Source organism: Paenibacillus mesotrionivorans, from assembly GCF_046098205.1.
Lineage (GTDB): Bacteria > Bacillota > Bacilli > Paenibacillales > NBRC-103111 > Paenibacillus_AR > Paenibacillus_AR mesotrionivorans.
Map to the genome: position 1 here is coordinate 1 of NZ_JBJURJ010000024.1, position 26,533 is coordinate 26,533.

Below are 26,533 nucleotides of genomic sequence, written 5' to 3' on the forward strand. Positions count from 1 at the left end.
CAGGTGACAACGTTCAAATTAACCCATATTTAGGAATATTGGATAATTCCATGTTAGGTTTGACGCATCGCTAGTGCGCTATTTGCCTTCATTATGCCCCCTTCCGATTCTAACGGCGGCAGGAGCCGCTATTTTCCCTAAATCGGCCCCATCGGGCTGCTTTTGGCTTCAATAAGAGCGCTCACTTCCGTTAGAATTTGAAAAGGCCGTATAACCGCCGAATAGGGGCGCTCACGTCCGTTACAAATCCAGGTGCCTCGCGCTACACACCTCAGCGCCTGAAACTATGGGATAACGAGGTTTAGAGGTTTATATATAAGATAAACCATAGACTGCACCTAATCCAAGGCTAACCACGTCTCCGCAACCCTATGGCCAAAACCAGGGAGCTCGCCCAACCCCCCTTAATTTGGCTGCGCCAATTTCGAAGCTTGAATAACCCATTCGGCCTATGGCCTGGACCGGGTTATTCAAAAGGCGCTACGATTTTTTGGCGATAAGCAGGAAAAAGCAGGAGGAATGTAGAAATTTCCGAAGATACAAGTGCTGCTTGCCGATACAAAAGCCTGCGTCCCGCATGAGATACGGAGCAGATATGCGTTGACCGCAGGTTAAAAAGGGGTTGTTGCCGGGTGCCGTCAGAGGAACAGTTGGGAAGAGAGAATAAACCGAAAAGCATGATTCCGCCGGTGCTGGTGGGTTTGGCGGCCTGCGGAAGCTTGTTTGAGGTGATCCGCAGCCTGCAGCCGCCCCCCATGATCGTGTTCCTTTCATGCTGTGCGCTGCTGGTTCCCTGGCTGCTGTATACCCATTTCAGCCATTCCGCCAACCTCGCCAAGGAGCGGGGGTTCGCCGCCGTGTACCGGGAGCTGATCGATCAGGTCAATGATGCCATTCTGGTCATCAGCGCCAAAAGTCCCCACCGGATTCTGGAATGCAATCAGGCGGCTTCTGTTTGGCTGGGCTACAGCTATGATGAACTGCTCAACGTAGATGCAGAGAAGATAGCCGACGTGTCCCAGGTGGTGGAGCTGATGAAACGGAAGGTCACCCCCGGCAGTGCCCAGGCCGAATACCGGGAGATCCATTACCGTACCAAGGACGGGCGGCTGGTTCCGGCCGAGGTGAATATCCGGATGATCCGCCTGCAGGGGCAGCGGGCGCTGCTGGCCATCGGCCGGGATCTGACGGAGCGCAAGCGCATGGAGAACCGCATCCGCCATATGGCGTATTACGACGATCTGACCGGCTTGCCCAACCGCAGGCTGTTCCGGGAAAAGCTGGAGGAGGTTATGGTGGCCGCCCGCGCCCATAACGGAGGCGCCGCTGTGCTGTATCTGGATATTGACCGGTTCAAGCTGGTCAATGACAGCTTCGGTCATGATTACGGGGACATGCTGCTGATGCAGGTGGCGGAGCGTTTTGTACGCTGCATCGGCGATGAGGATTTTGTGGCCCGGACGGAAGGCGATGAGTTCGCCATGTTCTATGCCGGCATCACCGCCAAGGAGCAGCTGGAGCAGCTGGCGGAGGGGATTTACCACTCATTGGAGCAGCCCTTCCAGATCGGGCAGTTTCAGATTCATATCACGGCCTCCATCGGCATCGCCCACTATCTGGGGGAGCAGGGGGAGACGGCGGATCTGATGATGAAGTATGCCGATATTGCCTTGTCCCGGGCCAAGGAAACCGGGAAGAACACCCATCAGATATTTAACTCCGACATGAACAAAATCTCCCTGACCAAGCTGACGCTGGAAAGCGAGCTGCGGCATGCCATCCGCAACAACGAATTTATGCTGGTTTACCAGCCCCAGATTCATCTGGAGACCGGCTCCGTGGTGGGAATGGAAGCGCTTATCCGCTGGAATCATCCCCTGCGGGGGCTGGTGTCGCCGGGGGATTTTATCCCCATCGCTGAGGAAACGGGCCTGATTGTGCCCATCGGGGAATGGGTGCTTATGGAGGCATGCCGGCAGAACAAACAATGGCAGGATGTAGGACTCCCGGCTGTGCCCGTCTCCGTGAATTTGTCCATGCGCCAATTCCTCCAGCATGACCTCAAGGGCAAGATCCACGCTGTCCTGGAGGATACCCAGCTTCCGGCACGGTTTCTGGAGCTGGAGATTACGGAAAGCATGACCATGGATGTGGAGTTCGCCACCAGCTCCTTGCGGGAGCTGAAGAGTCTGGGCGTGCAGATCAGCATCGACGATTTTGGGACCGGCTACAGCTCGCTCCATTTCCTGAAGAAATTCCCCATCGACAAGCTCAAAATCGACCGTTCCTTTGTCCGGGATGTGATGTGCGATCCCAATGATGCGGCGATTGTAGCGACGATTATCAGCATGACTCATCACCTGAACCTGCTGGTTATCGCCGAAGGGGTGGAAACCCGGGAGCAGATGCACTTTTTGCGGGATAACCAATGCAACCTGATTCAGGGCTATTGGTACAGCCCGCCTCTGCCTGCACAGGACATGCAGAACATCCTGAGGCAGTCCCACCCGCTTCCGGCGTAAGCCATCACTGCTCCCCTTCGTGCTGCTGCCACTCCCCGGATAACCGCCTGTTTTGGCGCCCAGACCTCAAGTTGCCACCAAATGTTCATTGACGGGAGGGGCAGGTAGGTCTACATTAGGGAGGTATGGAAACACATACCTTACTATTTGGAGAGAGTTGGCGCGTACATGAACATCAGATGGTCAGGAAGATATGCCGGTTATAACACCAATGCCTTACGCAAGGACGTGATATCGGGCCTGATTGTGGGAATTATCGCCATCCCTCTGGGGATGGCTTTTGCTATTGCATCGGGAGTTAAGCCGGAATACGGCATTTACACCACAGTGGTGGCGGGGATACTGATTTCCCTGCTGGGCGGCTCGCGCTTTCAGATCGGGGGGCCTACGGGAGCCTTTATTCCGATTCTGTTCGCCATTGTAATGGAATACGGGTACGATAACCTGCTGGTGGCCGGGTTTATGGCGGGTGTACTGCTGTTATTGATGGGGGTACTCCGTTTGGGCGCCCTTATGAAATTTATCCCGCGTTCCGTAACCATCGGCTTTACCGCCGGGATCGCGGTGACGATTTTTGCCGGCCAGATCGCCAGCTTCCTCGGGCTGAAGGACGTGGCCAAGCATGAGCATTTTATCGATAATATGAAAGAAATCGGCCTGCGTCTGCCCAGCTGGAATCCGGCGGCGGTTGTGGTGGCAGGTGTCTGCCTGGCTGCGATTTTGCTGACTCCCCGGTTTTTTCCCAAGGTGCCGGGTTCTCTGGTTGGCCTTATGTTGTCTACAGTAGCCGGTGTCCTGTTCTTCAGCGGGGATGTGGCGACCATCGGCTCCACCTACGGATCGATTCCCAGCTCATTGCCGGCATTGAAGCTGCCGGATTTCAGCCTGGATAACATGCTGAGCCTGTGGAAGCCTGCCTTAATTATCGCCATGCTGGGCGGCATTGAATCCCTGCTCTCCGCCGTGGTGGCGGACGGTATGGGCGGCGACCGGCATAACAGCAACCGGGAGTTGATCGGACAGGGCATTGCCAATATGGTGACACCTCTATTCGGTGGCATTCCCGCAACCGGAGCGATTGCCCGGACTGCTACCAATATCCGAAACGGCGCTGTTTCACCTTTATCGGGGGTGTTCCACGGCTTGACGGTGCTGCTGGTCCTGGTGCTGTTCGCCCCGTATGCCTCGCATATTCCCTTGGCCAGCATGGCTCCTGTGCTGATGGTGGTGGCGTGGAACATGAGTGAGCGCAAGGAATTCGCCCATGTGCTGCGGACCAGAACCGGAGATTCTCTGGTGCTGGTTATTACCTTCCTGCTGACGGTGTTTACGGATCTGACCCTGGCGGTGGAAATTGGTCTGGCCCTGGCTGCCATTCTTTTCGTGAAGCGGATGAGTGAGCTCTTGACGGTGGCCAAGGTGCTGCCCGATATGGATAATAAATTTTCCAAGGTACGGCCTCATGTGGTGACGGATTCCCATGACTGCCCGCAGATCAGCATGTTTACTGTGGAGGGAGCGCTGTTCTTCGGTGCGGCCAAGCATTTTGAGAACACGATTATGCAGACCATGCACCGCAAGCCCAAGGTGATGATTCTGCTGATGAAAAAGGTTCCTTTTATGGATATCACGGGGGAACGGAATCTGTCCGCATTGGTCCGGTACGTCTCCGCTTCCGGAGGAACGGTGCTGATCTCGGGCATCCAGAAGCAGCCTCTGGACATGATGGCCAATACCGGCCTGCTTGCCAAGCTGGGGGAGCAGCAGCTGTTCGAGCATACCGGAGATGCCATTGATTATGCCTTGACCCGGCTGGACATGGGCCGTTGCGCCGGCTGCAAGCATTTTGCCTTCCGGGAATGTGCTGAATTTTCGGGTGTTCCGGCAGTACAGCCAGGCTTCGCAGCCAAAGCCGCCGCGGCGAAGAAGAAGGTTAATCTGGGCGTGTAAAGCACCACCTGCAGCTTTTCCGCATATGGATAAAGGAGATCTTGCGGAAAAAGGGGTGCATGGCATTGATGCAGATGGTTCCAATTCCAGTTGAAGAGGGGAAAATCGCCATAGGTGTGGAGGTCAAGCTGCCCAAAACCACCTTATTGGCCGTAGCTACGGACAAAGGCTACATCATGTGCGGAGCGTTGGATGTGGGGCTGCTGAATGACCAACTGGCGGACCGGAGGATCATTGCAGGCAGAGCGGTAGGGGTGCGGACGCTGGAGCAGCTGCTGGCAGCACCGATGGAGTCCGTCACGCATGAGGCCAAGGCATTGGGTATTGAGCCGGGCATGAGCGGTCTTGAGGCCATCAAGCGAATGTTCTGACTTGGCCCCCAAACGGATATGATGCTTCGAAGCAAAAGACATAACTAAACGGGGCTCTACAACAAGCACCGAAATAAAAAGGTTGGGCAGAAAAACCTGCGTTTTTCTGCCCAACCTTTTTGTGGCTTCCCTTAACAACCCGAAATTCAGATTCAATGGTGAAAGTGGACGGCGATGCCGCCCTTCGTCTTACACCCCCGCCCAACGTTGAAGGTGTGAACCTGCAGGAGAAAATCAGCTAAAGTGGCAGGGATGCATACATGTAAACGAAAGTACCTCACCTGCATTCGTACGCGTATTCGGCATTTTCGTTTCTGGTAATGGGTGCAAGGACGTGAGGGATTCTAACGGAACAGAGCGACTCTTAGACGGCAAAAATGACCTCTGTGGTTTTTTAACGGAGCTCTCCGACCCTTAGCGGGATCATAATGGAGGAAAAGTAGACAAAATTGGCTCTAACGGTCGCTGAGTGCCGTTACATTTTAAATTCGCCGGATTGTGCTGGCTAAGAGTCGTTGAGTTCCGTTACAGCCTCGCCGTGCGCGTCGCCGTCGTATTGCCCCATCGCGTCGCCCCATCGAGTCACCGTCCATAGCCGCCCTCCACAGTCCAGACACCAAACAAGGGCTGTCCAATCCGTCACACGGGATTCATACCGATTCGTCGAGAAACACTCTCTCCCGGAAAAGAGCTGAAGGTTTTCCTGCGGAAAATCCCCAGCCCTTCCCTTCCCGGTTTCTCCTGCCGAATCGGCTTTCCCCTTGAAGGAATTTGACAGCCCCGTTTGCGAACATACAGTGTAGCCACATGCTCATGAAAGAGATTATAAGGTGGTTTTACGCAGAAGGCTAAAGGATAAGCCGATGTAGACTACCGTAACCAGGGCAAACAGAGAGATGATGCGAATGGCGCCCAGATCGACGATAGCCTTCAGAATATCCGCCCACCATCCGTTGTAGGTGGCCAACAGCGTAAATACGGTGAAGACAATGAACAGTAATCCCAGAATGACGGTGGCCTTGGTGCCGCCCATTTTTCGGTAGAGGCAGCTGACAAGAAACCCGCTGAAGAACAAATGCATGATCAGGGAGAAGTAGAACCACAGCTCACTCATAAAGCCATGATCGCTGATAAAATACAGCCGGAAGAAGTAGAAGCTTTGGAACCAGCCTCCGATTTGGCCTTCAATGGCCGACATAATGACGATGATTAAAGCGGACACCAGCCCGGCTGCCCCGGCTACGGCAACTGTTCCCCAGAAATAATCGGTCCGGCGGACGCTCAGCCCAAGTGCAAAGGGGAAGGTCTGATGCAGGATGATCAACCCGATGATCATAAAGTAGATGAAGATGGAGGCCATACCGCCTGTGCTCACCGTGCTGTCTCCGTCATGAATGGCACCGGTGGTTAACAGGTTGATCAGAAAATTGCCGCCCACAATGATCCAGGGCAAGTACAACCAGGAAAACAGGTCTTTGCTTTGCATGCGTATTACACTCAGAGTGCGGTTCATTTGGAAGCAGCTCCTTTCGGGGCGGTTTTGTTCTCTTGGGTCAAATGGATAATCAGCTGCTGCAGGGACACCGGCGTCAGCTCCAGCCCCTGGTCCGCCGCCAGCTTCCGGTCGGAGGTGCTTATGCTGCCCATAACCGTAGCCGTAGCCAGCGCTCCCAGGGAATCGCGGCTCAGCACTTGTCTGCCATGGATAAAATCATCCAGAACGGAAGCGCGTCCGGCAATGCTGAAGGCTCTGCCGCGGAGCTGCTCTGCATCCTCATTCAGAATAATTCTGCCCTGGTCGATCAGGAACACATGCTCCAGCATCTGGCTGACCTCATCAATCAGATGGGTGGACAGCACAACCGTGCGGGGATGCTCCGTGAAATCCTCCAGCAGCCGGTTATAGAACAAATTCCGGGCAACGGCGTCCAGCCCCAGATACGGCTCGTCAAAAATCGTCAGCGGTGCCCGGCTGGCCAGCCCGATAATGATTCCCACCGAGGAGAGCATCCCCCGGGAGAGCTTCTTAATCCGGCGCTTCAGGGGAAGCTGGAAATCCTCAATCAAGGAATATGCATAGTCCCGGTCCCAATTGGGATGGAACATCTCTGCCACATCCAGCGCATCCTTGACCTGATAGCTGTCGGGATACTTCTGGCTTTCCTTGACAAAGGAGATCCGGCTGAGGACGTTGTTGTTCTCATATGGCTCCTCCCCGAATACATGCAGGCTGCCGGAGCTGGGAAACAGCTGGCTGGTGATCATATGCATGATGGTGGTTTTGCCGGCGCCGTTGCGGCCCAGCAATCCGTATATCTTCCCTTCCTCCAGGGAAATGCTGACATTGTCCACAGCCGTAAAGTCACCGTAGTGTTTGGTCAGCCCTTTGGTTTCCAGAATCAGACTCATCGTTTGTTCTCCCCTCTGCGTATCATATCCGCCAGTTCCCCGGCCGTAATGCCCAGCCGCTCCGCTTCCCGCATCATGGTGACCACGAACTGCTCATAGAACTGCTCCTGGCGCTTCTTGCGCACCTGCTCCCGTGCGGTTCCCGCCACAAACATGCCGATCCCCCGTTTCTTGTACAGAATCCCCTGATCCACCAGCAGATTGACTCCCTTGGCGGCCGTTGCCGGATTGATATGGTAAAAGGCTGCAAACTGGTTGGTGGAAGGCACTTGGGATTCCTCAGGCAGAAGACCCTCCAGAATGTCATCTTCGATGCGTTCGGCAATCTGCAGGAAGATGGGCTTGCTGTCATCAATCATGCCTTCACATCCTCGTTACTTAATTGGTTCATTACTCATATAACTAACTATATAACCAACGATCCTGATTGTCAAGAACGGTATTCAAAAATCCTTCATGGCCTTATAGGTACCGGAGTTTGGAACGGGCTGCCCGTGTGTGGGTCAATCCGTTCAGTGTTCAATGCGGATTGGATGTTGAAAAGGTAACGCGGCGTAGCTTGGCCGAACTTGGCTTAACGTGGCTTGTGTAAGCGGCAGGCAATGTCTGCTATTTAGTGCAGAAAGCCGAATTTGCCGAAATAACGACGGAAAATGTCTGCTATAGCTTATAAGAAGCGGTGAAAGGGGGTGTTTTGGAGGAATAACAGACATTTTATGTCGTTATCTTGATAAAAAAGTTCATTCGCCGCTTTAAGCAGACATTTGTTGTCCGCTATCATCCCTGCCTGCTTATGGAGCAAAGAGCGCCGCAGCCGTCTCTCCCCAACGGAACCTGAAGGCCCCGGCGAGCCGTACATAACCTCCCGTGGGATTGCAAAAAAGCCACCGGCGCCTATAGGCACCGGTGGCTTGAATCAAGCAGCCCGTGTAAAAATGGACTATTGCAGGGACGGGAAGCCGAAGTAGTTCTTCGCGTTGTTGTAAGAGATATCGGAGACGATGCCGCCCAGAAGCTCGATGTCCGCGGGGAACTCGCCGTTTTCTACCCATTCGCCGAACAGATTGCACAGAATCCGGCGGAAGTATTCGTGGCGGGTATAGGACAGGAAGCTGCGGGAGTCGGTCAGCATACCCACGAAGCGGCTCAGGAGACCCAGGTCGCCCAGCGTCTTCATTTGGTGGATCATGCCTTCCTTGGTATCCAGGAACCACCATGCGGAGCCCAACTGGATCTTGCCGGCTACGCCGCCGCCTTGGAACGCGCCCATCAGGGTGCCCAATGCAGGCATATCCTTCGGATGCAGGGAGTACAGAATGGTCTTGGGCAGGCCAGCCTCTTGATCGATGGCATCCAGAAGACGGCTCAGCGGGTAAGCCACGCTGCTGTCGTTCATGGAGTCATAACCGGTGTCCGGGCCCAGCTTGTTGAACATAACGGTGTTGTTGTTGCGGCCGGCGTTGATGTGATATTGCATCGCCCAGTTGTGCTCGGCATACAGCTTGCCCAGGAAAATCAGGGTATAAGCCTTGTATTTCTTTTCGTCCTCTTCGCTTACCGGGTTGCCTTGAAGGGCCTTGGCAAATACGTAACCGGCTTCCTCGCGGGAGGTCGGTGCGTACGGCACATAATCCAGAGCGTGGTCGGAAACCAGGCAGCCTGCGTCATGGAAGAACTGCACGCGGGATTCCAATGCGTTCAGCAGGTCTTCATAGGAATTGACCGGAGCGCCGACTACCTCGCCCAGCTTGGTCAGCCACGGCAGGAAGGTAGCGCGGTTAATTTCCAGTGCTTTATCAGGACGGAACGAAGGCAGAACAGCCACTGGGAAGGAGGTATCTTCCTTCAGCTTCAGGTGGTATTCCAGGGAATCTACAGGATCGTCAGTGGTGCAAACCACTTTGACGTTGGAGTTCACGATCAGGTCACGGGCGCCGAAACCTTCGCCGGTCAGCTTGGCATTGGCTTTTTCCCAGATGGCAGGGGCATTCTGCTCATTCAGCACATCATAGATGCCGAAGAAGCGCTGCAGCTCCAGGTGGGACCAGTGGAACAGCGGGTTGCCGATAGCAGTGGAGCAGGTCTTGACGTAGGCCAGGAATTTCTCGTAATCCGGAGCATCGCCGGTTACATAACGCTCTTCTACGCCGTTGGAGCGCATAGCTCTCCACTTGTAGTGGTCGCCGCCCAGCCAAACCTCGGTGATGTTCTTGTAGGTTTTGTTCTCATAGATTTCCTGCGGGCTCAAATGGCAGTGATAATCGATAATCGGCATGTTCTTGGCATAGTCATGATAGAGCTTTACAGCCGTTTCGTTGGACAAGAGGAAATTTTCATCCAGAAAGGGTTTCATATTGATCCTAGGCCACCTTCGTTAAAATATGGTTTTTTTGCGATTGCACATCTACAAGTTTACTACAAATATGTTAACGTGAACAATAGATAATGTGAACAGGTTGTGAGCAGTTTTTTCCGGCGTATTCCACCAGTGGACGATTTCGGTTACAATAGGGTGTGTTTGAAAACTCCGAGTGGCGGGTTTTCAGACACGCCCTGGGCAGGAATGAAGAGTAGAGGGGATACGTTGCAATCATGCAGCTAATTGAGATTTTTATTTATTTGGGCATCGTCGCGGCCGGAATTTCCGGGGCTGTAGTAGGCATTCAGAAGGAGATGGACCTCTTCGGGGTCACCAGCCTTTGTGTGGCTACTTCCTTGGGCGGCGGTATTGTCCGGGACCTGCTCATCGGGGTCATTCCGCCTGTTGCATTTGTGGAGCCCAAGTATTTCGGGGCCAGCCTGGCGGCCGGTTTGCTGACATGGGTATTTTACCCGTATATCAGCCGTTTTAACAATCTTCTGATGGTCTCTGACGCCGTGGGTCTGGGTGTGTTTACTGCCGTAGGGGCCAAAGCGGCCATTGGCCTGGGTTACGACGAGCCCTTCATCATCCTCTCGATGGGGCTGATTACCGGAATCGGCGGCGGCGTGGTGCGGGATGTGTTCAGCCGGGAGATTCCGTATGTCTTCCGCAAGGAGGTTTATGCAGTGGCCTCCATTCTAGGGGCGGGAAGCCTAGCGCTGATCCATGATTATGTCCCCGTTACCTTCGCTATGTACAGCTGCCTTCTGATCACCTTCCTGGTGCGGGTGCTGTGTGTGATGTATTCCGTTAACTTTCCCGTGTACCGGTTCCCGGACCGGAAGCAAGGCAAGCAGCAGGAGGGGTAGGGCACGGGTGTTAAAATAAAAAATAGCGACCGTTGGGCCGATGCCCGGCGGTTTTTTGTATACCATTCAGACGTTTCATAGAATCGCCCCTGACACGACTCGTTCACACCTTATCCACAGAAACAAAAGCAAACGGATGCTATAATAAAAATAAACAAAGGCAAGGAGGAATGAAAGGGTTTTCATATCACATGTTTACATTTGAAAAATATTTACTATCACTTTAAAATTATTATTAAAAACGAAACAAAACCATGTTAGAATGGTCTCGTATAATCATTTTCCTATTGTGGACAAAGATGAAGGAGGCATATGGCATGGTGGCGAATCGTTGGGTAATGGAACAAGCGGCAGGATTGAAGCCGGGGTTGGATGAACTGGTGTACCGCTCGAATCTGTTGGGCTCGGATCGGTCAGTAGCCAACTGGGGCGGCGGCAATACCTCTATGAAGACCGTTGTTGAGGATTTTCGCGGGCGTCCTGTCAATGTCATGTGGGTAAAAGGAAGCGGCTCCGACCTGGCAACCATGAAGGCGGGCCACTTTACCGGACTCCGGCTGGATGATATTGCCCCGCTGTTTGAGCGGGAGGATATGAGCGACGAAGATATGGTGGCGTATCTGGCCAACTGCATGATCGACTCCAAACATCCCAGAGCCTCCATCGAAACACTGCTTCATGCATTTTTGCCTTTTCAGCATGTGGACCACACCCATCCCGATGCCATTATCGGACTGTGCTGCGCCGATAACGGCAGGGAGCTGGCCAAGGAAATCTACGGCGACCGGTTCGTGTGGGTGCCGTATATCCGGCCAGGGTTCCGCCTCTCCCGGATGATTGCCCAGGGTGTGCGGGATAACCCAAATGCTGAGCTTGTACTAATGGAAAAGCACGGGCTGGTCACCTGGGGTGCTACCTCCGAGGAATCTTATCTGAAAACGCTGGCCATTATCGGGGAAGCGGAGGCTTTCATTGAGGCCCGGGTGAAGGAAGAGGCCTTATTCGGTGGTGTGAAGATAGAACCGCTTGCACCGGAACGCCGGCGGGAGATTGCAGCGTCCGTTATGCCGGTGATTCGCGGTTCGGTCAGCGACGGCAAACGGATGATTCTCACCTTCGACGACGGCGAGGATGTACTGCGGTTCGCCGGAAGCCGGGATGCGGCCAAGCTGTCCCAGGTGGGAGCCGCCTGTCCGGACCATCTGGTGCATACCAAGATGAAGCCGCTGCTGGTGGATTGGGACCCTTCCTCCGGGGATGTGGAAGCCCTGAAGGAAACCCTGAAAGCAGGCATCAGCGAATATAAGGAAGAGTATAAGGCCTACTTCGAACGCAACAAGAATGAAGGCGACAAGATGTTCGAGCCTGCTCCCCGGGTGATCCTGATTCCCGGTGTGGGCATGATCAATACCGGCAAGAGCCACGCCATGTCCCAGGTAAGCGGTGCATTGTACCACCGGGCTATCGCAGTTATGCGGGGAGCGACGTCCTTGGGCGAATTCGTTTCCTTAAGCGAAAATGAGTCCTACAACGTGGAATATTGGCCGCTGGAGCTGTATAAGCTGACGTTGGCTCCGCCGGAAGCAGAATTCTCCCGCCAGGTGGTGCTGGTTACCGGAGGCGCCGGAGGCATCGGCAGCGCTACCTGCCGCAGGCTGGTCAAGGAAGGCGCTCATGTGGTCCTGGCTGACCTGAACCTGGAGGGGGCGGAGAAGGTAGCCGAGGAGCTGAACGCCCAGTTCGGACCGGGACGCGCCTTCGCTGTGAAGCTGGACGTGACCAAGGAAGACCTGGTGAAGGAAGCCTTCCGCGCTACGGCGCTCCAGTACGGCGGTGTGGATGTGGCGGTGAACAATGCCGGTCTTGCCACCTCCAGCCCCTTCGACGAAACCACACTGGATGAGTGGAATCTCAATATGAATGTGCTGTCCACCGGCTATTTCCTGGTGGCGAGGGAAGCCTTCAAGGTGATGAAGGAGCAGGGCACAGGAGGCAGCATGGTCTTCGTGGCATCGAAGAACTCTGTCTACGCCGGCAAAAATGCCTCCGCCTACAGCACGGCCAAGGCAGCCGAAGCCCATCTGGCCCGCTGTATCGCGGCAGAAGGCGGGGAATACGGCATCCGGGTGAACACCGTGCTGCCGGACGCCATTCTGCAGGGCTCGGCCATCTGGAATTCCCGGTGGCGGGAGGAGCGGGCAGCCGCTTATGGCATAGCTCCTGATCAATTAGAGGAATATTACAAAAAACGCACCACGCTTCTGGTCAATATTTATCCGGATGACATCGCGGAATCCATCGCCTTCCTGGCCTCCTCCAGGTCGGCCAAAACCACCGGCTGCATGATTACGGTAGACGGCGGGGTGCCTGCGGCTTTCACCCGGTAATAGACCCGGCGGCGTCGGGCAACTATAATCAGGCATGGGCTGTCCGGATTCTCCGCTTCTCGAGGCGGGCGCTCCGGCAGCCCTTTGCCGCAAAAGGCGGTGCACGTTACGATGAAGAAGGAAGTACATGTATTGGCATTTGATTTGGGTGCGAGCAGCGGCAGAGCTATGGTCGGCACCCTGGACAAAAGCGCTCAAGAAGCGCCCGTATTGCGGCTTACCGAGGTTCACCGTTTTCCCAATGAGCCTGTGCAGGCCGGGGCCCATCTGTATTGGGATATCCTCCGGCTGTTGCATGAGCTGAAGCAGGGCTTCCGCAAGGCTTCCGAGGGCCGAACCATTGAAAGCTTCGGCATCGATACCTGGGGAGTGGATTACGGGCTTCTTGGGGAAGACGGCGAGCTGCTGGGCAATCCGTACCATTACCGGGATGCAAGAACGGACCACACAGTAGAGAAAGTCCATGCTATAATAGGAAAAAATGAGTTGTTCCAAGCAACGGGTCTGCAGCCCTTGACCTTCAACACCCTGATGCAGCTGCACGCGGCTGTAGAGCAGAATTCCGTGGCCTTGCGCGAAGCTAAGGAGCTGTTGTTCATCCCCGATCTGCTCCTGTATCTGCTGACCGGTGTTAAACAAAGCGAATACACCATTGCCTCCACCTCCCAGCTGCTGAAGGCGGGCACCCAGGAATGGGACAAGGAGCTGTTGGCGAAGCTGGGCATTCCCTCGGATATCCTGCCGCCGGTTGTGATGTCCGGGCAAACAGTGGGTGAGCTGACCGAAGCCATCTGCGAGGAGCTGAAGCTCCCGCCGATCCGCGCTGTAGCTGTGCCGGAGCATGATACCGGCGCCGCGGTGGTGTCCGTACCGGTGGATACCGACGAAGAGGTGGCGTATCTGATCAGCGGCACCTGGTCCCTGTTCGGCACCGAGCTGGCACAGCCGCTGCTGGACCCGCGGGTGCTGCCGTTGGGCTTCTCCAATGAAGGCGGCATGGGCGGCACTGCAAGGACTCTGAAGAATATCATGGGCCTTTGGCTGATCCAGGAATGCAAACGCTCCTGGGATCAAGCCGGAGAGAACCATTCCTTCGCCGATCTGGTGGTGCTGGCGGACAAGGCGCCTGCCTTCCGGTCCTTCATCAACCCGGACGATCTTTTGTTCCTGCCGCCGGGCGGAATGCCGGAGCGGATTCAGGAATACTGCCGTCGCACGGGCCAAGCCGTGCCGGAGAGCATCGGCGAAATCACCCGCACCATCTACGAGAGCCTGGCGCTGCAATACCGCCTGGTACTGGATCGTCTGGAGCATCTGGGCGGCATCCGTTATCCCCGTCTGCATATGATGGGCGGCGGTATCCAGAACAAGCTTCTGTGCCAGATGACCGCTTCGGCTATCGGCAGAGAGGTGTGGGCCGGTCCGGTAGAAGCCAGTTCTCTGGGCAATGTGGCGGCGCAGCTGATTGCCTTGGGCGAGGTGAAGGATATCCGCGAGGCGCGCAGCCTGATTAAACGTTCCTATCCGGTGGATACCTATGCACCGCAGGATCAGGAAGCATGGGAAGCGGCGTACAAGAGATTTCTTGATGCAACGGGGCAAACTCTGATTCCAGAAGAATAAAGGAGACATACACATATGCTGGTGGCGGAGCGGCTTCAAAAAATCGTACAGCTCGTAAATGAGCGCGGCAGCATACGGGTGACCGAGCTCAGCGATTTGTGCGGGGTTACGGAGGAAACCATCCGCAAGGATTTGGATAAGCTGGAGGCGGAGGGCAAGCTAATGCGCAGCCACGGCGGCGCGGTCAGTGTGCAGGATACCCAGCAGGAATCCCCGTACTTCGTGCGGGAAACCACCAACGTGGAGGAGAAAAAGCAGATTGCCATGGCGGCGGTGAGCCTGATCGAACCGGGGGACCGGATTATTCTTGACGCCAGCACCAGCGCCTGGTGGATCGCCCGTTATCTGCCGGACCAGCCCCTGACGGTGCTGACCAATTCCATGAAGGTGGCCCTGGAGCTGGCGGCCAAGGAGAAGATTCAGGTGGTCTCCACCGGCGGCATTCTGGTTTCCAACTCTCTGTCCTTCGTGGGCCCTCTGACGGAGCGTTCTCTGGATACCTACCATGTGGACAAAATGTTCCTCTCCTGCAAAGGGCTTCATCTCACCAAGGGCATTACGGAGCCCAATGAGATGCAGGGCCTGGTGAAGCGCAAGATGATCCGGCAGTCGGAGAAGGTGTATCTCCTGGCGGACTACAGCAAGTTCGGCGTCCGGTCGTTTACCCATGTGGCCGAATGGAGCGACATCCACCACCTGGTCACCGATGCCAAAAGCGATCCGGCCATCATCCGCCAGATCCGGGAGCAGGGCATCGATGTGACGCAACTGGAGGGGTAGGCTTCTGCGTCTGCTCCAGCAACGACAACAAAAAGACAGAAGACAGCGAAAGCCGCTGTCTTTTTTGTTTGCAGACCAACCATATGCCTTTGTTTGTTAAAACCAGGCTGCGGGAAATCCAGTGGATGGTTGCAGCATGAACCAGCGTTTTATTGCATTGAACGTGGTGGCTGGGTTCCGGCTGTAACGGAACGGAGAAGCGCTTAAAGCCGGATATTTGCACATTCTCCGCTATAACGGAAGTGAACGACCCAATTGATTCCCCACTCTAACGGATTGCCATCCGGCCCACCTGATTGCCATTCGCTGGAACTGGGTAAAAAGGGGCATCCCCCATTGAAGGAGGCTGCCCATATGTCCAATCTTGATTTTAACTCAAACATACCCTTCCAGCCGGAGCCCGAGCCGGAGATCAGACCGGGCGATGTTCCCGAATCGGTACCGCCGGATGAAATTCCCGATTCGGTGCCGGGTGTTGAGCCGCCGGATTCGGTGCCGCCTTTGAAGGAGCCGGATGCCATTCCGCCGATTCCGCCGGAAATCGAGCCGAAGGAGCCGGGTTTCCCGAAGGATGGTTTCCAGCACGAGTAGTTATTGGGTTTGGTAAAATCATCGGTGTGCTGATTCTGTAAGAGCATAATTGGAGCGTATATTGGAATATAGCAGGATGCCTCTGTGCTGGAGGGATCCTGTTTTTGTGTTTGAAGGAGGAGGGGAGGTTGGTTATGGATCCTAACGGCGGTGAGAGCCTCTATTTGCCTGAATTGGCGGCTTGGAAAATTCTAACGGCGGCCACAGCCGCTATTACGACTAAATATGCTTGTCATGAGGGGTTTTCCGCCGAATTACGGCGCTCACTTCCGTTAGATTTTGGCGGGAGTGTTTTTTGGCGGAATAAGGGCTCTGGCTTCCGTTAGCCGCCAGCTGAAGGAGTTGGGAGCGGGGTGTACCGGAAATAAAGGTTGCGGAAAGGGGCTTTTTTCGGCAAAATAAGGGGAAATATCCTGAAGTGAAGGGGAGTTGCACATGTACGGGGCGCCATTGTCTGCCCATGCGCGGAAGATCATGCTGCTGGGAGCGGGTGAGCTGGGCAAGGAGGTTGTGCTGGAGGCACAGCGGCTTGGGATTGAAACAATCGCGGTGGATCGTTACGAGGGAGCGCCGGCCATGCAGGTGGCCCACCGCAGCCATACGGTGGACATGCTGGACGGGGCGGCTCTGCGGGAGCTGATCCTGATGGAGAAGCCGGATCTGATTGTACCGGAGATTGAAGCCATCGCCACGGAGGAGCTGATCCGGCTGGAGGAGGAGGGCTTCCGGGTTATTCCTACGGCCCGGGCCTCCCGGCTCACCATGGACCGGGAGGGGATCCGCAGGCTGGCTGCGGAAACCTTGGGACTGTCGACCGCCGGATATGCCTTTGCCGACAGTCTGGACGAGCTCAAGGCGGCCGTGGAGCAAATCGGCACGCCTTGTGTGATTAAGCCGGTGATGAGCTCCTCCGGCAAGGGACAAAGCGTCTGCCGCAGGCCGGAGGATGCGGAGCATTCCTGGAATTTGGCTCTGGAGGGGGGCCGCGGCCGCAAAACCCGGGTGATTGTGGAGGAGTTTATCCCCTTTGATTCGGAGATTACGCTTCTGACCGTCCGCTCCGTAAGCGGAACGGTGTTTTGCCCGCCTATCGGCCATGTCCAGAAGGACGGTGACTATATCGAGTCCTGGCAGCCTCATGCCATGACGCCGGGACAGATTGAAGCTGCGGAAGAGATCGCCCGCAAGGTGACGGAGGCTCTGGGCGGTTACGGCTTATATGGCGTAGAGCTGTTCCTGGCCGGAGAGCGGGTGATCTTCAGCGAGGTTTCCCCGCGGCCACATGATACAGGGATGGTGACTATGGCGACCCAGGATCTGTCGGAGTTCGCCCTGCATGTCCGCGCTATTCTCGGGTTCCCGGTAGAGGGAGTCCGTCAGCTGTCGCCGGGAGCCTCCCGGACGCTGAAGGCCTGGGAGGAATCCAAGAGCTACCGGATTGGCGGGCTGGAGCAAGCCCTAGCGGTGCCTGGCACTCAGGTCAGAGTGTTCGGCAAGCCGGAAACCAAGGTGGGCCGCCGCATGGCGGTAGCCGTCAGCGCCGCGGACACGGTAGAGGAAGCAAGGTCCCGCGCCGAAGAAGCAGCCAGCCGTCTGTCCATCGAGTATAACTAATATGTAATGAAAAAGCAGGAGCTGCCCGGTTGGGCCGAAGGCTCCTGCTTTTTGTTGCGTCTTTGTTCTTCGGGGGGCACCCCCAAAAGTACCTGAGATTACTCCGAAGCGTTACATCACTTTTGGGGGGAATATTGAACGGGGGCTCCCCCAAAAGTACCTGAGTCTGCTTCGAAGCATTTCATCACTTTTGGGGGGGACTTTTACAGATGCGGATACTTGCGGTGCTCCACCAGATCGATGGCGCCCAGCACCACATGGGCCAGACCAAAGCCCATCACTGCGGTGGAAACCATAGGGTATTTGCCCCGGAAAGCCGCTCCGGTGGCGGTGACAGCCGTGCCTAAAACTGTGGGAATCAGTCCTTCGCGCATGAATGAATCGCTCCTTTTGTTATAAGATAATGAGGTTGACGGGTATAGGTTTTGAAGAAAAGCCGATCTGTATCCGATGCAAGCATTGGCAGTCAGATCATTTGCCGTGGGGAGCTTTTCAGGCTATAATGAGTTATAAATTATAATTAGTCTAAACAAAGGAGGTCTTGACATGAAGGCGCCGGTCAAGCAAATAGCCTTAAAGGAATGGGCGTCCGCCATCAAGGCTCTGCGGGAAGGCAAGCAAATCCTGGTGATGCGCAAGGGTGGCATCGTGGAGGAAACCCGGGATTTTCAAGTGGAAAGCCACCATTTTTATTTATATCCGACTTATGAGCACCAGAAGCGGGAGCTGCTGAAGGAGAATGAACAGCAAACCGTGGATGAGACGCTTGCAGGATGGTCCGCCGAAGCCCGTTCGGTAGAGCTGACTGCCTTTGCCGATGTGGTGGAGGATATTGAGGTGCTGGATCAGGAGCAGCTGGACAGGCTGTCCGAGTTCCATATCTGGACGGATACCTTCGCTGAGGAGCGGCTGAAATGGAAGAAGAAAAATCCGCTTCATGTCCTGCTGCTGCGGGTGTACCAATTGGAGGAGCCCGTGTCCATTCCCATTCGCTCAGACTACCTGGGCTGCAAATCCTGGGTGGAAATTGCAGATTCGATGCCCGAGGTGAACAAGACGCCGGTTCTGACCGACGAGGAATTCGCCCGGCAGTGTGAAGCCATCAAATCCGCTTTGGCCGGATCGGGTGTAGCCGGTCACTGATTGAAGTAGTAGACTATATCTCTTCGCAAGCCGCCAAGCCCTGGTCTTTTGGCTGCAGCATCGGCCTCGAGAAACCGGGCTTTTTTCATGGGTTATTTTTAACAAATATAAGCAAAGAGACTTTCCAAACATTAAAGTTGATAAAATTATTCAGTTGCCCTTTATTGATTCATCAGGGTGCGCTATAATAATCCTATATTTGATTGAGAATCATTGATAATCACAAAGATAAGTTATTAAATAAAAACCATTTCAGTAACCGGAGGGAAAATCCATGTCGAATGTGCCTGTGTTGACAATCAGTGATTTGAAAGCAAGCGTGGAAGGCAAGGAAATCGTAAAGGGTCTTAGCCTGGAAATCAAAGGAGGCGAGGTTCACGCCATCATGGGTCCCAACGGTACGGGCAAAAGTACCTTGTCCTCTGCTTTGATGGGCCATCCCAAGTATGAGGTGACCGACGGTACCGTAACGCTGAACGGCGAAGACGTGCTGGAGATGGCAGTAGATGAGCGCGCACGGGCCGGATTGTTCCTGGCCATGCAATATCCAAGCGAAATTACCGGCGTTACCAATTCGGACTTCCTGCGCAGTGCCATTAATGCACGCCGCGGGGAAGGCAACGAAATTTCTCTGATCCGGTTTATCCGCCAGATGGAAGCGAAGATGAAGGAACTGGATATCAACCCTGAGTTCGCCCACCGCTACTTGAATGAAGGTTTCTCCGGCGGCGAGAAGAAACGTAACGAAATTCTCCAAATGATGCTCATTGAACCGAAGATTGCCATTCTCGATGAGATTGACTCCGGTCTGGATATCGATGCTCTCAAAATTGTGGCGGCAGGCGTCAACGCTCTCCGCAGCCCGGAACGTGCTTTCCTGATTATTACCCACTATCAGCGTCTTCTGAATTATGTAACCCCTGATTTTGTCCACGTGATGATGCAGGGCCGTATCGTGAAATCCGGAGGGCCCGAGCTGGCCGAACGTTTGGAAGCGGAAGGTTATGATTGGGTGAAGGAAGAGCTGGGCATTGTGGACGAGACTGTCGGACAGGAAGTATAGAGAGAGGAAGTGGAGGTAAAGCGATGAGCACACAAACTGTTCTTCCTATAGACCGCGGCACCGTTCAAGCGCTGTCGGAGCGCAACCGGGAACCGCAATGGATGAAGGAGCTCCGGTTGAAGGGCCTGGAGCTGGCGGAAACGCTGGAGCTTCCTTTTGTGGAGAAAACCCGTCTTGACCGCTGGAATCTCAGCACTTATGGTGCCTATCAGCCTGGAGCTGCCGTCCAATCGGTTTCCGAGCTTCCTGAAGAGGCCAAAAACCTGTTCGGCGAAAGCTTCAGCAACAGCCTCCTGATTCAGCGCAACTCCAGTGTGGCTTACTGTCACCTGTCTGAAGCGGCAACCTCCCAGGGTGTGCTGTTCACCGATCTGGAGACCGCCGTCCGCGAGCACAGCGATTTGGTGCAGCCGTATTTCATGAAGGCTGTTGCCCAGGATGAGCATCGTGTAGCTGCCCTTCACAGCGCAGTCTGGAACGGCGGAGTCTTCCTGTATGTTCCCAAGAATGTCAGCGTGGAGCTGCCGGTGCAGGCATTGTTCCTGGCTGAAGGGACCGAAGGAGCCTGCGCGCCCCATGTCCTGATTGTTGCCGAAGAGAACAGCTCGGTGACCTATGTGGAAAATGTGATTTCCGCAGGGGATGCCGGTGAGCGTGTAGTAAATGGTGTGGTGGAGGTTTTCGCTAAGGCCGGCGCTAAGGTAAGAGCCGCTTCCATCCATAACCTGGGCCATGGTCTGACGGATCTGTCCTACCGCCGCGCTATCGTGGAGAAGGATGCTTCCGTGGAATGGATCATCGGGGAATTGAACAACGGCAACGCCGTTTCCGATACAACGACTCTGCTTAAGGGTGACGGCTCCACCTCGGATACCAAGGTGATCTGCGTAGGGACAGGGGAGCAGCGTCTCAGCCTGACTACCCGTGCCGTCCACTTCGGCAAGATGTCCGAAAGCGACATGATTACCCGTGCCGTCATGAGAGATGGGGCGACTGCCATCATCAACGGCATTACCAAGATAGAGAAGGGCGCTACCGGCGCCAACGGCCAGCAAACCGAAAAGGTGCTGATGCTGTCGCCCACCGCACGCGGGGACGCCAACCCGATCCTTCTGATCGACGAGGACGATGTAAAGGCAGGCCATGCGGCCAGCGTCGGGCAGGTCAATCCGGAGCAAATCTACTATTTGATGTCCAGAGGCATTTCGAAGGAAATGGCACAGCGTTTGATCATCTACGGCTTCCTTGCCCCTGTGGTGTCTGAAATTCCGATTGCCAAAATCGAGGACCAACTGCAGCGGCTGGTCGAAAGGAAGCTGGAGCAATGAATGCCAAGGAGATCCGCAAGCTTTTTCCCATTCTGAACCAGGAAGTCAACGGCCATCCGCTGGTGTATCTGGATAGCGCCGCCACCTCCCAGAAGCCTCTGGCGGTCATCGAAGCCGTTAAGCATTATTATGAATGGGATAACGCCAATGTTCACCGGGGGGTCCATACGCTGGGCTCCCGGGCGACAGACGCGTATGAGGGGGCCAGGGAAAAGGTCAAGCGGTTCCTGAACGCCCGCAACACCGAGGAAATTATCTTTACCCGCGGGACCACCACGGCGCTTAACCTGGTTGCGTCCAGCTACGCCAGAAGCGTCTGCCGCGAAGGCGACGAGATTGTGATTACGCTGATGGAGCATCACAGCAATCTCATTCCCTGGCAGCAGGTGGCCAAAGCGACAGGCGCTACACTGAAGTATATTCCCCTCCAGCAGGACGGGATTATCACGCTGGCGGATGCGGAGAACACCATTACCGACCGGACCAAGGTGGTTGCGGTGGCATATGTGTCCAACGTGATGGGTGTGGTGCATCCGGTGAAGGAGCTTGCGGCCATTGCCCACCGCCACGGTGCGGTGATGGTAGTGGACGGTGCCCAATCCACGCCCCATATGAAGGTGGATGTACAGGATCTGGATTGTGACTTCTACGCCCTGTCCGGACACAAGATGTGCGCACCCACCGGCATCGGTGCTTTGTACGGCAAGAAGGAACTGCTGGAGAAGATGGAGCCCATCGAATTCGGCGGTGAAATGATCGATTTTGTGGACTTATACGATTCCTCCTGGAAGGAGCTTCCCTGGAAGTTCGAAGGCGGGACCCCGATTATCGCAGGAGCGGTGGGATTGGGAGCGGCAATTGATTTCCTTGAAGACATCGGGATGGATAACATTCACGAGCATGAGGAAAAGCTGTCGGCTTACGCCATGAACGTGCTTCCGGTTATGGAAGGCCTGACGATCTACGGGCCGGCATCCGGCAAACGCCCCGGGCTGGTCACCTTCAATCTGGAGGATGTCCATCCTCATGATTTGGCTACCTTCCTGGATGCGGAGGGCATCGCTGTCCGGGCCGGACACCACTGCTGCCAGCCGCTGATGCGCTGGTTGAAGGCTTCCTCCACGGCGAGAGCCAGCTTTTACTTGTACAACACGGAAGAGGACATCGACCGCTTGGCGGAATCCCTCAGGCGGACAAAGGAGTACTTTAGCGATGCAATTGGATGATTTGTACCGCCGGGTCATTATGGATCATTATAAAAACCCCCGCAATAGGGGGCATTTCGAGGATAATGGTGTGACGATCGACTTGCATAACCCCACCTGCGGCGACCGGATTTCCCTGCAGCTGAAGGTGGAGGACGGCATTGTGAAGGAATCCCGGTTTTCGGGAGAGGGCTGCTCCATCAGCATGTCCTCCGCCTCCATGATGACCGAAGCAGTCAAAGGCAAAACCCTGGAGGAAGCACAGGCCATGGCCGAGCAATTCTCCTGTCTGATGAAGGGCGAGCCGGTGGAATTCGAGTATGAGGACCTGGAGGCACTCTCCGGCGTCAACAAATTCCCGGCCCGCATCAAATGCGCCACACTGGCGTGGAACGCGCTTCGCAAGGGAGTCGAGCAGTCGCGGTAAAGTCGCAACGTCACTTGTGGAGATATGGTTTCCGGGGGCACCCCCAAAAGTACCCGGAATCCGCTACGAAGCATTAGCGTCACTTTTGGGGGAATGGTTTTCCGGGGGCACCCCCAAAAGTACCCGGAATCTACTACGAAGCATTAGCGTCACTTTTGGGGGAATGGTTTTCCGGGGGCACCCCCAAAAGTACCCGGAATCTACTACGAAGCATTAGCGTCACTTTTGGGGGAATGGTTTTCCGGGGGCACCCCCAAAAGTACCCGGAATCTACTACGAAGCATTAGCGTCACTTTTGGGGGATCTATTAAGAGGAGGGATTCGTAATGGCGAAGCAGATGCCAGAAATGGAAGATTACAAATATGGCTTCCGTGACGAGCACAAGGCTGTGTTCCAAAGCGGCAAGGGGCTCACACCGGAGATTGTCACCGAAATTTCCAAGATGAAGAATGAGCCGGATTGGATGCTGGAATTCCGCCTCAAGTCCCTCGAGCTGTTCAACAAAATGCCCATGCCCCGGTGGGGCGGTGATTTGGATGATCTGGATTTTAACGACATCCAATATTATGTGAAGCCTGCTGAAAAGCAAGGGAAAACCTGGGAGGAGGTTCCTTCCGAAATCAAGGAAACCTTCGACAAGCTGGGGATTCCCGAGGCGGAGCAAAAGTTTCTGGCCGGTGTATCCGCCCAGTACGAGTCTGAGGTTGTGTACCACAGCATGCAGAAGGATCTGGAGGAGCAAGGGGTTATCTTCATGGATACTGACAGCGCCCTCCGGGAGCATCCGGAGCTGTTCCGCAAATATTTCTCCACGGTGATTCCTGCCGCGGACAACAAGTTCGCTGCATTGAACAGCGCCGTTTGGTCCGGGGGCAGCTTCATCTACGTGCCGAAGGGCGTCAAATGCGAAATTCCGCTGCAGGCCTACTTCCGCATCAACTCGGAGAACATGGGCCAGTTCGAGCGTACACTGATTGTGGCCGACGAAGACAGCTTTGTCCACTATGTAGAGGGCTGTACCGCTCCCATCTACAGCACCAACTCTCTGCACAGCGCCGTGGTGGAAATCCTGTGTCTGAAGAACGCCCGTGTCCGGTACACCACCATCCAGAACTGGGCACCGAACATCTATAACCTGGTGACCAAACGTGCCGTTGCCGAAGAAAATGCCACCATGGAATGGGTGGACGGAAACATCGGTTCCAAGCTGACCATGAAGTACCCGGCGGTTGTTCTGAAGGGCCGCGGCGCCAAGGGCAGTGTGCTCTCCATCGCCGTAGCCGGCAAGGGCCAGCACCAGGATGCAGGCGCCAAGATGATCCATCTGGCACCGGAAACCACCTCCACCATCGTGTCCAAGTCCATCTCCAAACACGGCGGCAAGGTGACCTACCGCGGCTTGAGCTCCTTCGGGCGCAACTCCCAGGGCTCCAAGGCCAACATCAAATGTGACACCCTGATCATGGATAAACAGTCCACATCGGACACCATCCCGTACAACGAGATCATGAACGACAACATCACGCTGGAGCATGAAGCGACCGTATCCAAGGTATCCGAGGACCAGCTCTTCTACCTCATGAGCCGCGGCCTCACCGAAGCCGAAGCCACCCAGATGATCGTCATGGGCTTCATCGAACCCTTCACCAAGGAGCTGCCGATGGAGTATGCGGTGGAGATGAATCGGTTGATAAAATTCGAAATGGAAGGCAGCATCGGGTAAGCAGCAACTCAACCGCTCGATAGTAAATACGATGGGAAACAGACCGCAGCCTCTGGTGAGGGCGGTCTGTTTCTTTTTTTGCTCCTTCCAGTTATAATCCCTGGCTATCTGAGCGGACCCACGATCCGTTATTGGACAAAAAAACGGTGTTTTTTCAGCTGAGCGGACACAGGGGCCGTTATATGCTGGGAATGAGACGGTTGGGGCAGGATGGCGAGACAATAAGGTATCCTGTGTCCGCGAAATCATCAGAATCGTGTGTTTTGGGGAAATAACGGATCCTCAGTCCGGATATGTGCCCAGAACTAACGGGACACGGGCTGTTCCGTTTTATTGGGGTTATTCAACTAGCGCAGCATTAATATAAGAAATGGAATTTTCGATCAGATATTCATTTTCATTGTTGGAATCGATGGTTACGATGGGGTAGCCAGACTGTTCAATAACGATAGTCCGTTTTTTGTAGTCTATTGTGACCTTGGCACCGGATTTGTTTTGCCAGGCAGTGAGCCCGATGTATACATTCCCGTTTTTTATTATTTGAGGGGGTTCCTCAATGGTGCCGGGATTTGCAATTGAAGCAGACCCCGAAGCGGAGCCTTGCCCTGTTTTGCTGCCGCTGCCCAGCTTTGCGGTCCGGGTAGCTTCGACCCAATCTACCGACAGGTTAACAACACCAGCCATTTCCCGGACCGGCAAATAGATTGTGCCGTCGTAATTAACGGGGGTATGCTCTAAAATAATTTTTCTGCCATTCACTTCTACCGAAATATCTGGTGTGAGATAGGCTGTTATTTGTTGGATAGCGCCTTCTGCGAAGACAGAGACCGACAGCATTAAACCTGCACCACATAGAAGGCCGGCGACAAATTTCTTCATAACCCACTTTATAATTAACAAATATTACAATTAGAAAATATACCCATTATCCTTTATAGTAATAATATAACCTTCTTTGGAAAGGTGTCCCAATGGCACTTGCAGCGTATTTGATTTTGGGTTTTCTGGATACATTGGCTATTTTGGCAATCATGTTTAAGCTGTTTCGGATGCCCTTCTTTGAGTATAGTCGAGAGGTTTTGGCTTTGTCTCTCATTATTTCCTGCTCCTCCTACCTGCTGCGGGTCGAGGTTGGCTCCGCCACTTTGGACATGGTTGTCCAAATCTCCATGTATATTGGATTTCTGATCTACGTGATTAAGATCCGGATTGTCAAATCGGTCATTATCGCTTGCGCCGGCTACAGCGCATTCGCGGCCATCCAGCTTTTTTTAGCCGCACTCCTTTTCCTAAGCGGCCTTATGGATAGCCAGATCGTGAAGGATACCGCCGGAATCGGGATATTTATGCTACAAATGATTTCACAGCTGGCCGTGTTCCTTGTCAGCTTTTTGCTTCACAAAAAACAATGGGGTTGGTCGTATGTAATCCGTCCTCCTCATGATTTTTTTGTGAAAGAAACGTCCAATCCATTGGAGAAAAAGCTGCTTGTTGTGGCCGTTGTAGTAATGCTGAGCTTCGTAACAGCTTTTATAGCCTACCAGCATTTTTCCTTTTTCCTGGTAACCTCCATAAATATATGCTGCTATCTATGGCTTTACTTGATTTCCAGAATGAGGGATTATTATGATGCCAGACGCAGTAGAATGGACCGCCTACCGCCTGATAAAATGGAAAAAGGGCTCTGATCCGGATGAAAGTGATGAGGAGATTTATGAGGGTCTCTCCTTCCTCATAAGCAATTGCTCGGTTATATTATTAAGTCTGGCTATTGCCTGCTTCACCGGTAATCTGGTTGAATGTGTTTTCGCTATAGCTGCGTTTTGGACAACCCGAATCCTTACAGGCGGCTTTCACATGAAAACCTTAACGGGCTGCGTTGTATTATCTGTGTCCATTTTTACGGTTATTTCCAATATAGAGCTGCCGGCTGCATGGTTCCCTTATTTCCTGGCTCCGGCCCTTATTATCATTATGATTTGGCGTGGCAAAGAACAGCAACATAATTGGAAGCAGATTTTGGTGCTGTGTGGATTGGCTGCTACTGCGTCTGGGTTATTCATTGTCCCATCCACTGTGGCATTATCTGTATGTGCTCAGGCTCTGACCTTATTTGGAAGGGGGTGGAGATATGAGTAAAAAGACAACTGCAAACGGAAAGAAGA

General features: G+C 54.4%; 23 protein-coding genes. 17 read left to right on the forward strand and 6 right to left on the reverse strand.

Annotated features, from left to right (window positions below; all coding sequences use genetic code 11):
- Positions 1-632 precede the first annotated feature (632 nt).
- From ACI1P1_RS26885 to ACI1P1_RS26895, 3 genes are all read left to right on the forward strand, one after another.
- The gene (locus ACI1P1_RS26885) at positions 633-2,522 is read left to right on the forward strand and encodes a sensor domain-containing protein (protein ID WP_416219620.1); all 1,890 of its coding nucleotides are present in this window, start codon (positions 633-635) and stop codon (positions 2,520-2,522) included.
- Between the two features lie 168 nt (positions 2,523-2,690).
- A complete protein-coding gene (locus tag ACI1P1_RS26890) occupies positions 2,691-4,472 on the forward strand; it encodes a SulP family inorganic anion transporter (protein WP_416219622.1) in 1,782 nt (593 codons plus the stop codon).
- Positions 4,473-4,540: 68 nt separating this feature from the next.
- Complete coding sequence (locus ACI1P1_RS26895; protein ID WP_416219624.1) at positions 4,541-4,843, forward strand: YunC family protein; 303 nt, start codon at positions 4,541-4,543, stop codon at positions 4,841-4,843.
- Positions 4,844-5,666: 823 nt separating this feature from the next.
- On the opposite strand, the gene ACI1P1_RS26900 is transcribed toward ACI1P1_RS26895, so the two are convergent.
- The 4 genes from ACI1P1_RS26900 to uxaC all read right to left on the reverse strand — a co-directional run bounded on the left by ACI1P1_RS26900 (position 5,667) and on the right by uxaC (position 9,605).
- Positions 5,667-6,356, reverse strand: a complete 690-nt coding sequence (locus ACI1P1_RS26900; RefSeq protein WP_416219625.1) for a hypothetical protein — start codon at positions 6,354-6,356, stop codon at positions 5,667-5,669.
- Positions 6,353-7,252, reverse strand: coding sequence for an ABC transporter ATP-binding protein (locus ACI1P1_RS26905; protein WP_416219626.1), 900 nt, complete (start codon positions 7,250-7,252; stop codon positions 6,353-6,355). The genes ACI1P1_RS26900 and ACI1P1_RS26905 overlap by 4 nt, the downstream gene beginning before the upstream one ends.
- Entirely contained in the window at positions 7,249-7,611 is a 363-nt protein-coding gene (locus tag ACI1P1_RS26910) for a GntR family transcriptional regulator (protein ID WP_416219627.1), read from the reverse strand. The genes ACI1P1_RS26905 and ACI1P1_RS26910 overlap by 4 nt, the downstream gene beginning before the upstream one ends.
- A gap of 581 nt (positions 7,612-8,192) precedes the next feature.
- The gene (uxaC, locus tag ACI1P1_RS26915) at positions 8,193-9,605 is read right to left on the reverse strand and encodes a glucuronate isomerase (RefSeq protein WP_416219628.1); all 1,413 of its coding nucleotides are present in this window, start codon (positions 9,603-9,605) and stop codon (positions 8,193-8,195) included.
- Between the two features lie 239 nt (positions 9,606-9,844).
- On the opposite strand from uxaC, the gene ACI1P1_RS26920 reads away from it, so the two are divergent.
- The 6 genes from ACI1P1_RS26920 (at position 9,845) to purT (ending at position 17,478) form a co-directional block, all read left to right on the forward strand.
- Complete coding sequence (locus tag ACI1P1_RS26920) at positions 9,845-10,483, forward strand: trimeric intracellular cation channel family protein (protein WP_416219629.1); 639 nt, start codon at positions 9,845-9,847, stop codon at positions 10,481-10,483.
- A gap of 299 nt (positions 10,484-10,782) precedes the next feature.
- Positions 10,783-12,870, forward strand: coding sequence for a bifunctional aldolase/short-chain dehydrogenase (locus ACI1P1_RS26925; protein WP_416219630.1), 2,088 nt, complete (start codon positions 10,783-10,785; stop codon positions 12,868-12,870).
- 111 nt (positions 12,871-12,981) lie between these two features.
- On the forward strand, positions 12,982-14,493 hold the full coding sequence (locus tag ACI1P1_RS26930; protein WP_416219632.1) for a rhamnulokinase: 1,512 nt from the start codon (positions 12,982-12,984) through the stop codon (positions 14,491-14,493).
- Positions 14,494-14,508: 15 nt separating this feature from the next.
- Positions 14,509-15,273 carry a DeoR/GlpR family DNA-binding transcription regulator gene (locus ACI1P1_RS26935; protein ID WP_416219633.1) on the forward strand — a complete coding sequence of 255 codons (765 nt, stop codon included), beginning with the start codon at positions 14,509-14,511 and terminating at the stop codon, positions 15,271-15,273.
- Between the two features lie 354 nt (positions 15,274-15,627).
- Positions 15,628-15,864: a hypothetical protein gene (locus ACI1P1_RS26940; RefSeq protein WP_416219634.1), complete on the forward strand. Its 237-nt coding sequence runs from the start codon at positions 15,628-15,630 to the stop codon at positions 15,862-15,864.
- A 435-nt stretch (positions 15,865-16,299) separates the two neighbouring features.
- The gene (gene purT / locus ACI1P1_RS26945) at positions 16,300-17,478 is read left to right on the forward strand and encodes a formate-dependent phosphoribosylglycinamide formyltransferase (RefSeq protein ID WP_416219635.1); all 1,179 of its coding nucleotides are present in this window, start codon (positions 16,300-16,302) and stop codon (positions 17,476-17,478) included.
- Between the two features lie 203 nt (positions 17,479-17,681).
- On the opposite strand, the gene ACI1P1_RS26950 is transcribed toward purT, so the two are convergent.
- Positions 17,682-17,852, reverse strand: a complete 171-nt coding sequence (locus ACI1P1_RS26950; protein ID WP_416219636.1) for an asparagine synthase — start codon at positions 17,850-17,852, stop codon at positions 17,682-17,684.
- A 172-nt stretch (positions 17,853-18,024) separates the two neighbouring features.
- Here ACI1P1_RS26950 and ACI1P1_RS26955 point away from each other — a divergent pair, with 172 nt between their 5' ends.
- From ACI1P1_RS26955 to sufB, 6 genes are all read left to right on the forward strand, one after another.
- Positions 18,025-18,621: a DUF1802 family protein gene (locus ACI1P1_RS26955; RefSeq protein WP_416219637.1), complete on the forward strand. Its 597-nt coding sequence runs from the start codon at positions 18,025-18,027 to the stop codon at positions 18,619-18,621.
- A 274-nt stretch (positions 18,622-18,895) separates the two neighbouring features.
- On the forward strand, positions 18,896-19,684 hold the full coding sequence (sufC, locus tag ACI1P1_RS26960) for a Fe-S cluster assembly ATPase SufC (protein ID WP_416219639.1): 789 nt from the start codon (positions 18,896-18,898) through the stop codon (positions 19,682-19,684).
- Between the two features lie 23 nt (positions 19,685-19,707).
- Positions 19,708-21,012, forward strand: coding sequence for a Fe-S cluster assembly protein SufD (sufD, locus tag ACI1P1_RS26965; RefSeq protein ID WP_416219640.1), 1,305 nt, complete (start codon positions 19,708-19,710; stop codon positions 21,010-21,012).
- Positions 21,009-22,238: a cysteine desulfurase gene (locus tag ACI1P1_RS26970; protein ID WP_416219642.1), complete on the forward strand. Its 1,230-nt coding sequence runs from the start codon at positions 21,009-21,011 to the stop codon at positions 22,236-22,238. The genes sufD and ACI1P1_RS26970 overlap by 4 nt, the downstream gene beginning before the upstream one ends.
- Positions 22,225-22,644, forward strand: coding sequence for a Fe-S cluster assembly sulfur transfer protein SufU (sufU, locus tag ACI1P1_RS26975; RefSeq protein WP_416219644.1), 420 nt, complete (start codon positions 22,225-22,227; stop codon positions 22,642-22,644). Before ACI1P1_RS26970 ends, sufU begins: the two co-directional genes overlap by 14 nt.
- Positions 22,645-22,970: 326 nt before the next feature.
- Positions 22,971-24,368: a Fe-S cluster assembly protein SufB gene (gene sufB / locus ACI1P1_RS26980; RefSeq protein WP_416219645.1), complete on the forward strand. Its 1,398-nt coding sequence runs from the start codon at positions 22,971-22,973 to the stop codon at positions 24,366-24,368.
- Positions 24,369-24,707: 339 nt separating this feature from the next.
- On the opposite strand, the gene ACI1P1_RS26985 is transcribed toward sufB, so the two are convergent.
- Complete coding sequence (locus ACI1P1_RS26985; RefSeq protein ID WP_416219646.1) at positions 24,708-25,247, reverse strand: stalk domain-containing protein; 540 nt, start codon at positions 25,245-25,247, stop codon at positions 24,708-24,710.
- A gap of 92 nt (positions 25,248-25,339) precedes the next feature.
- On the opposite strand from ACI1P1_RS26985, the gene ACI1P1_RS26990 reads away from it, so the two are divergent.
- Entirely contained in the window at positions 25,340-26,056 is a 717-nt protein-coding gene (locus ACI1P1_RS26990; RefSeq protein ID WP_416219647.1) for a hypothetical protein, read from the forward strand.
- Positions 25,998-26,507 carry an accessory gene regulator B family protein gene (locus ACI1P1_RS26995; RefSeq protein ID WP_416219725.1) on the forward strand — a complete coding sequence of 170 codons (510 nt, stop codon included), beginning with the start codon at positions 25,998-26,000 and terminating at the stop codon, positions 26,505-26,507. The genes ACI1P1_RS26990 and ACI1P1_RS26995 overlap by 59 nt, the downstream gene beginning before the upstream one ends.
- Positions 26,508-26,533 lie beyond the last annotated feature (26 nt).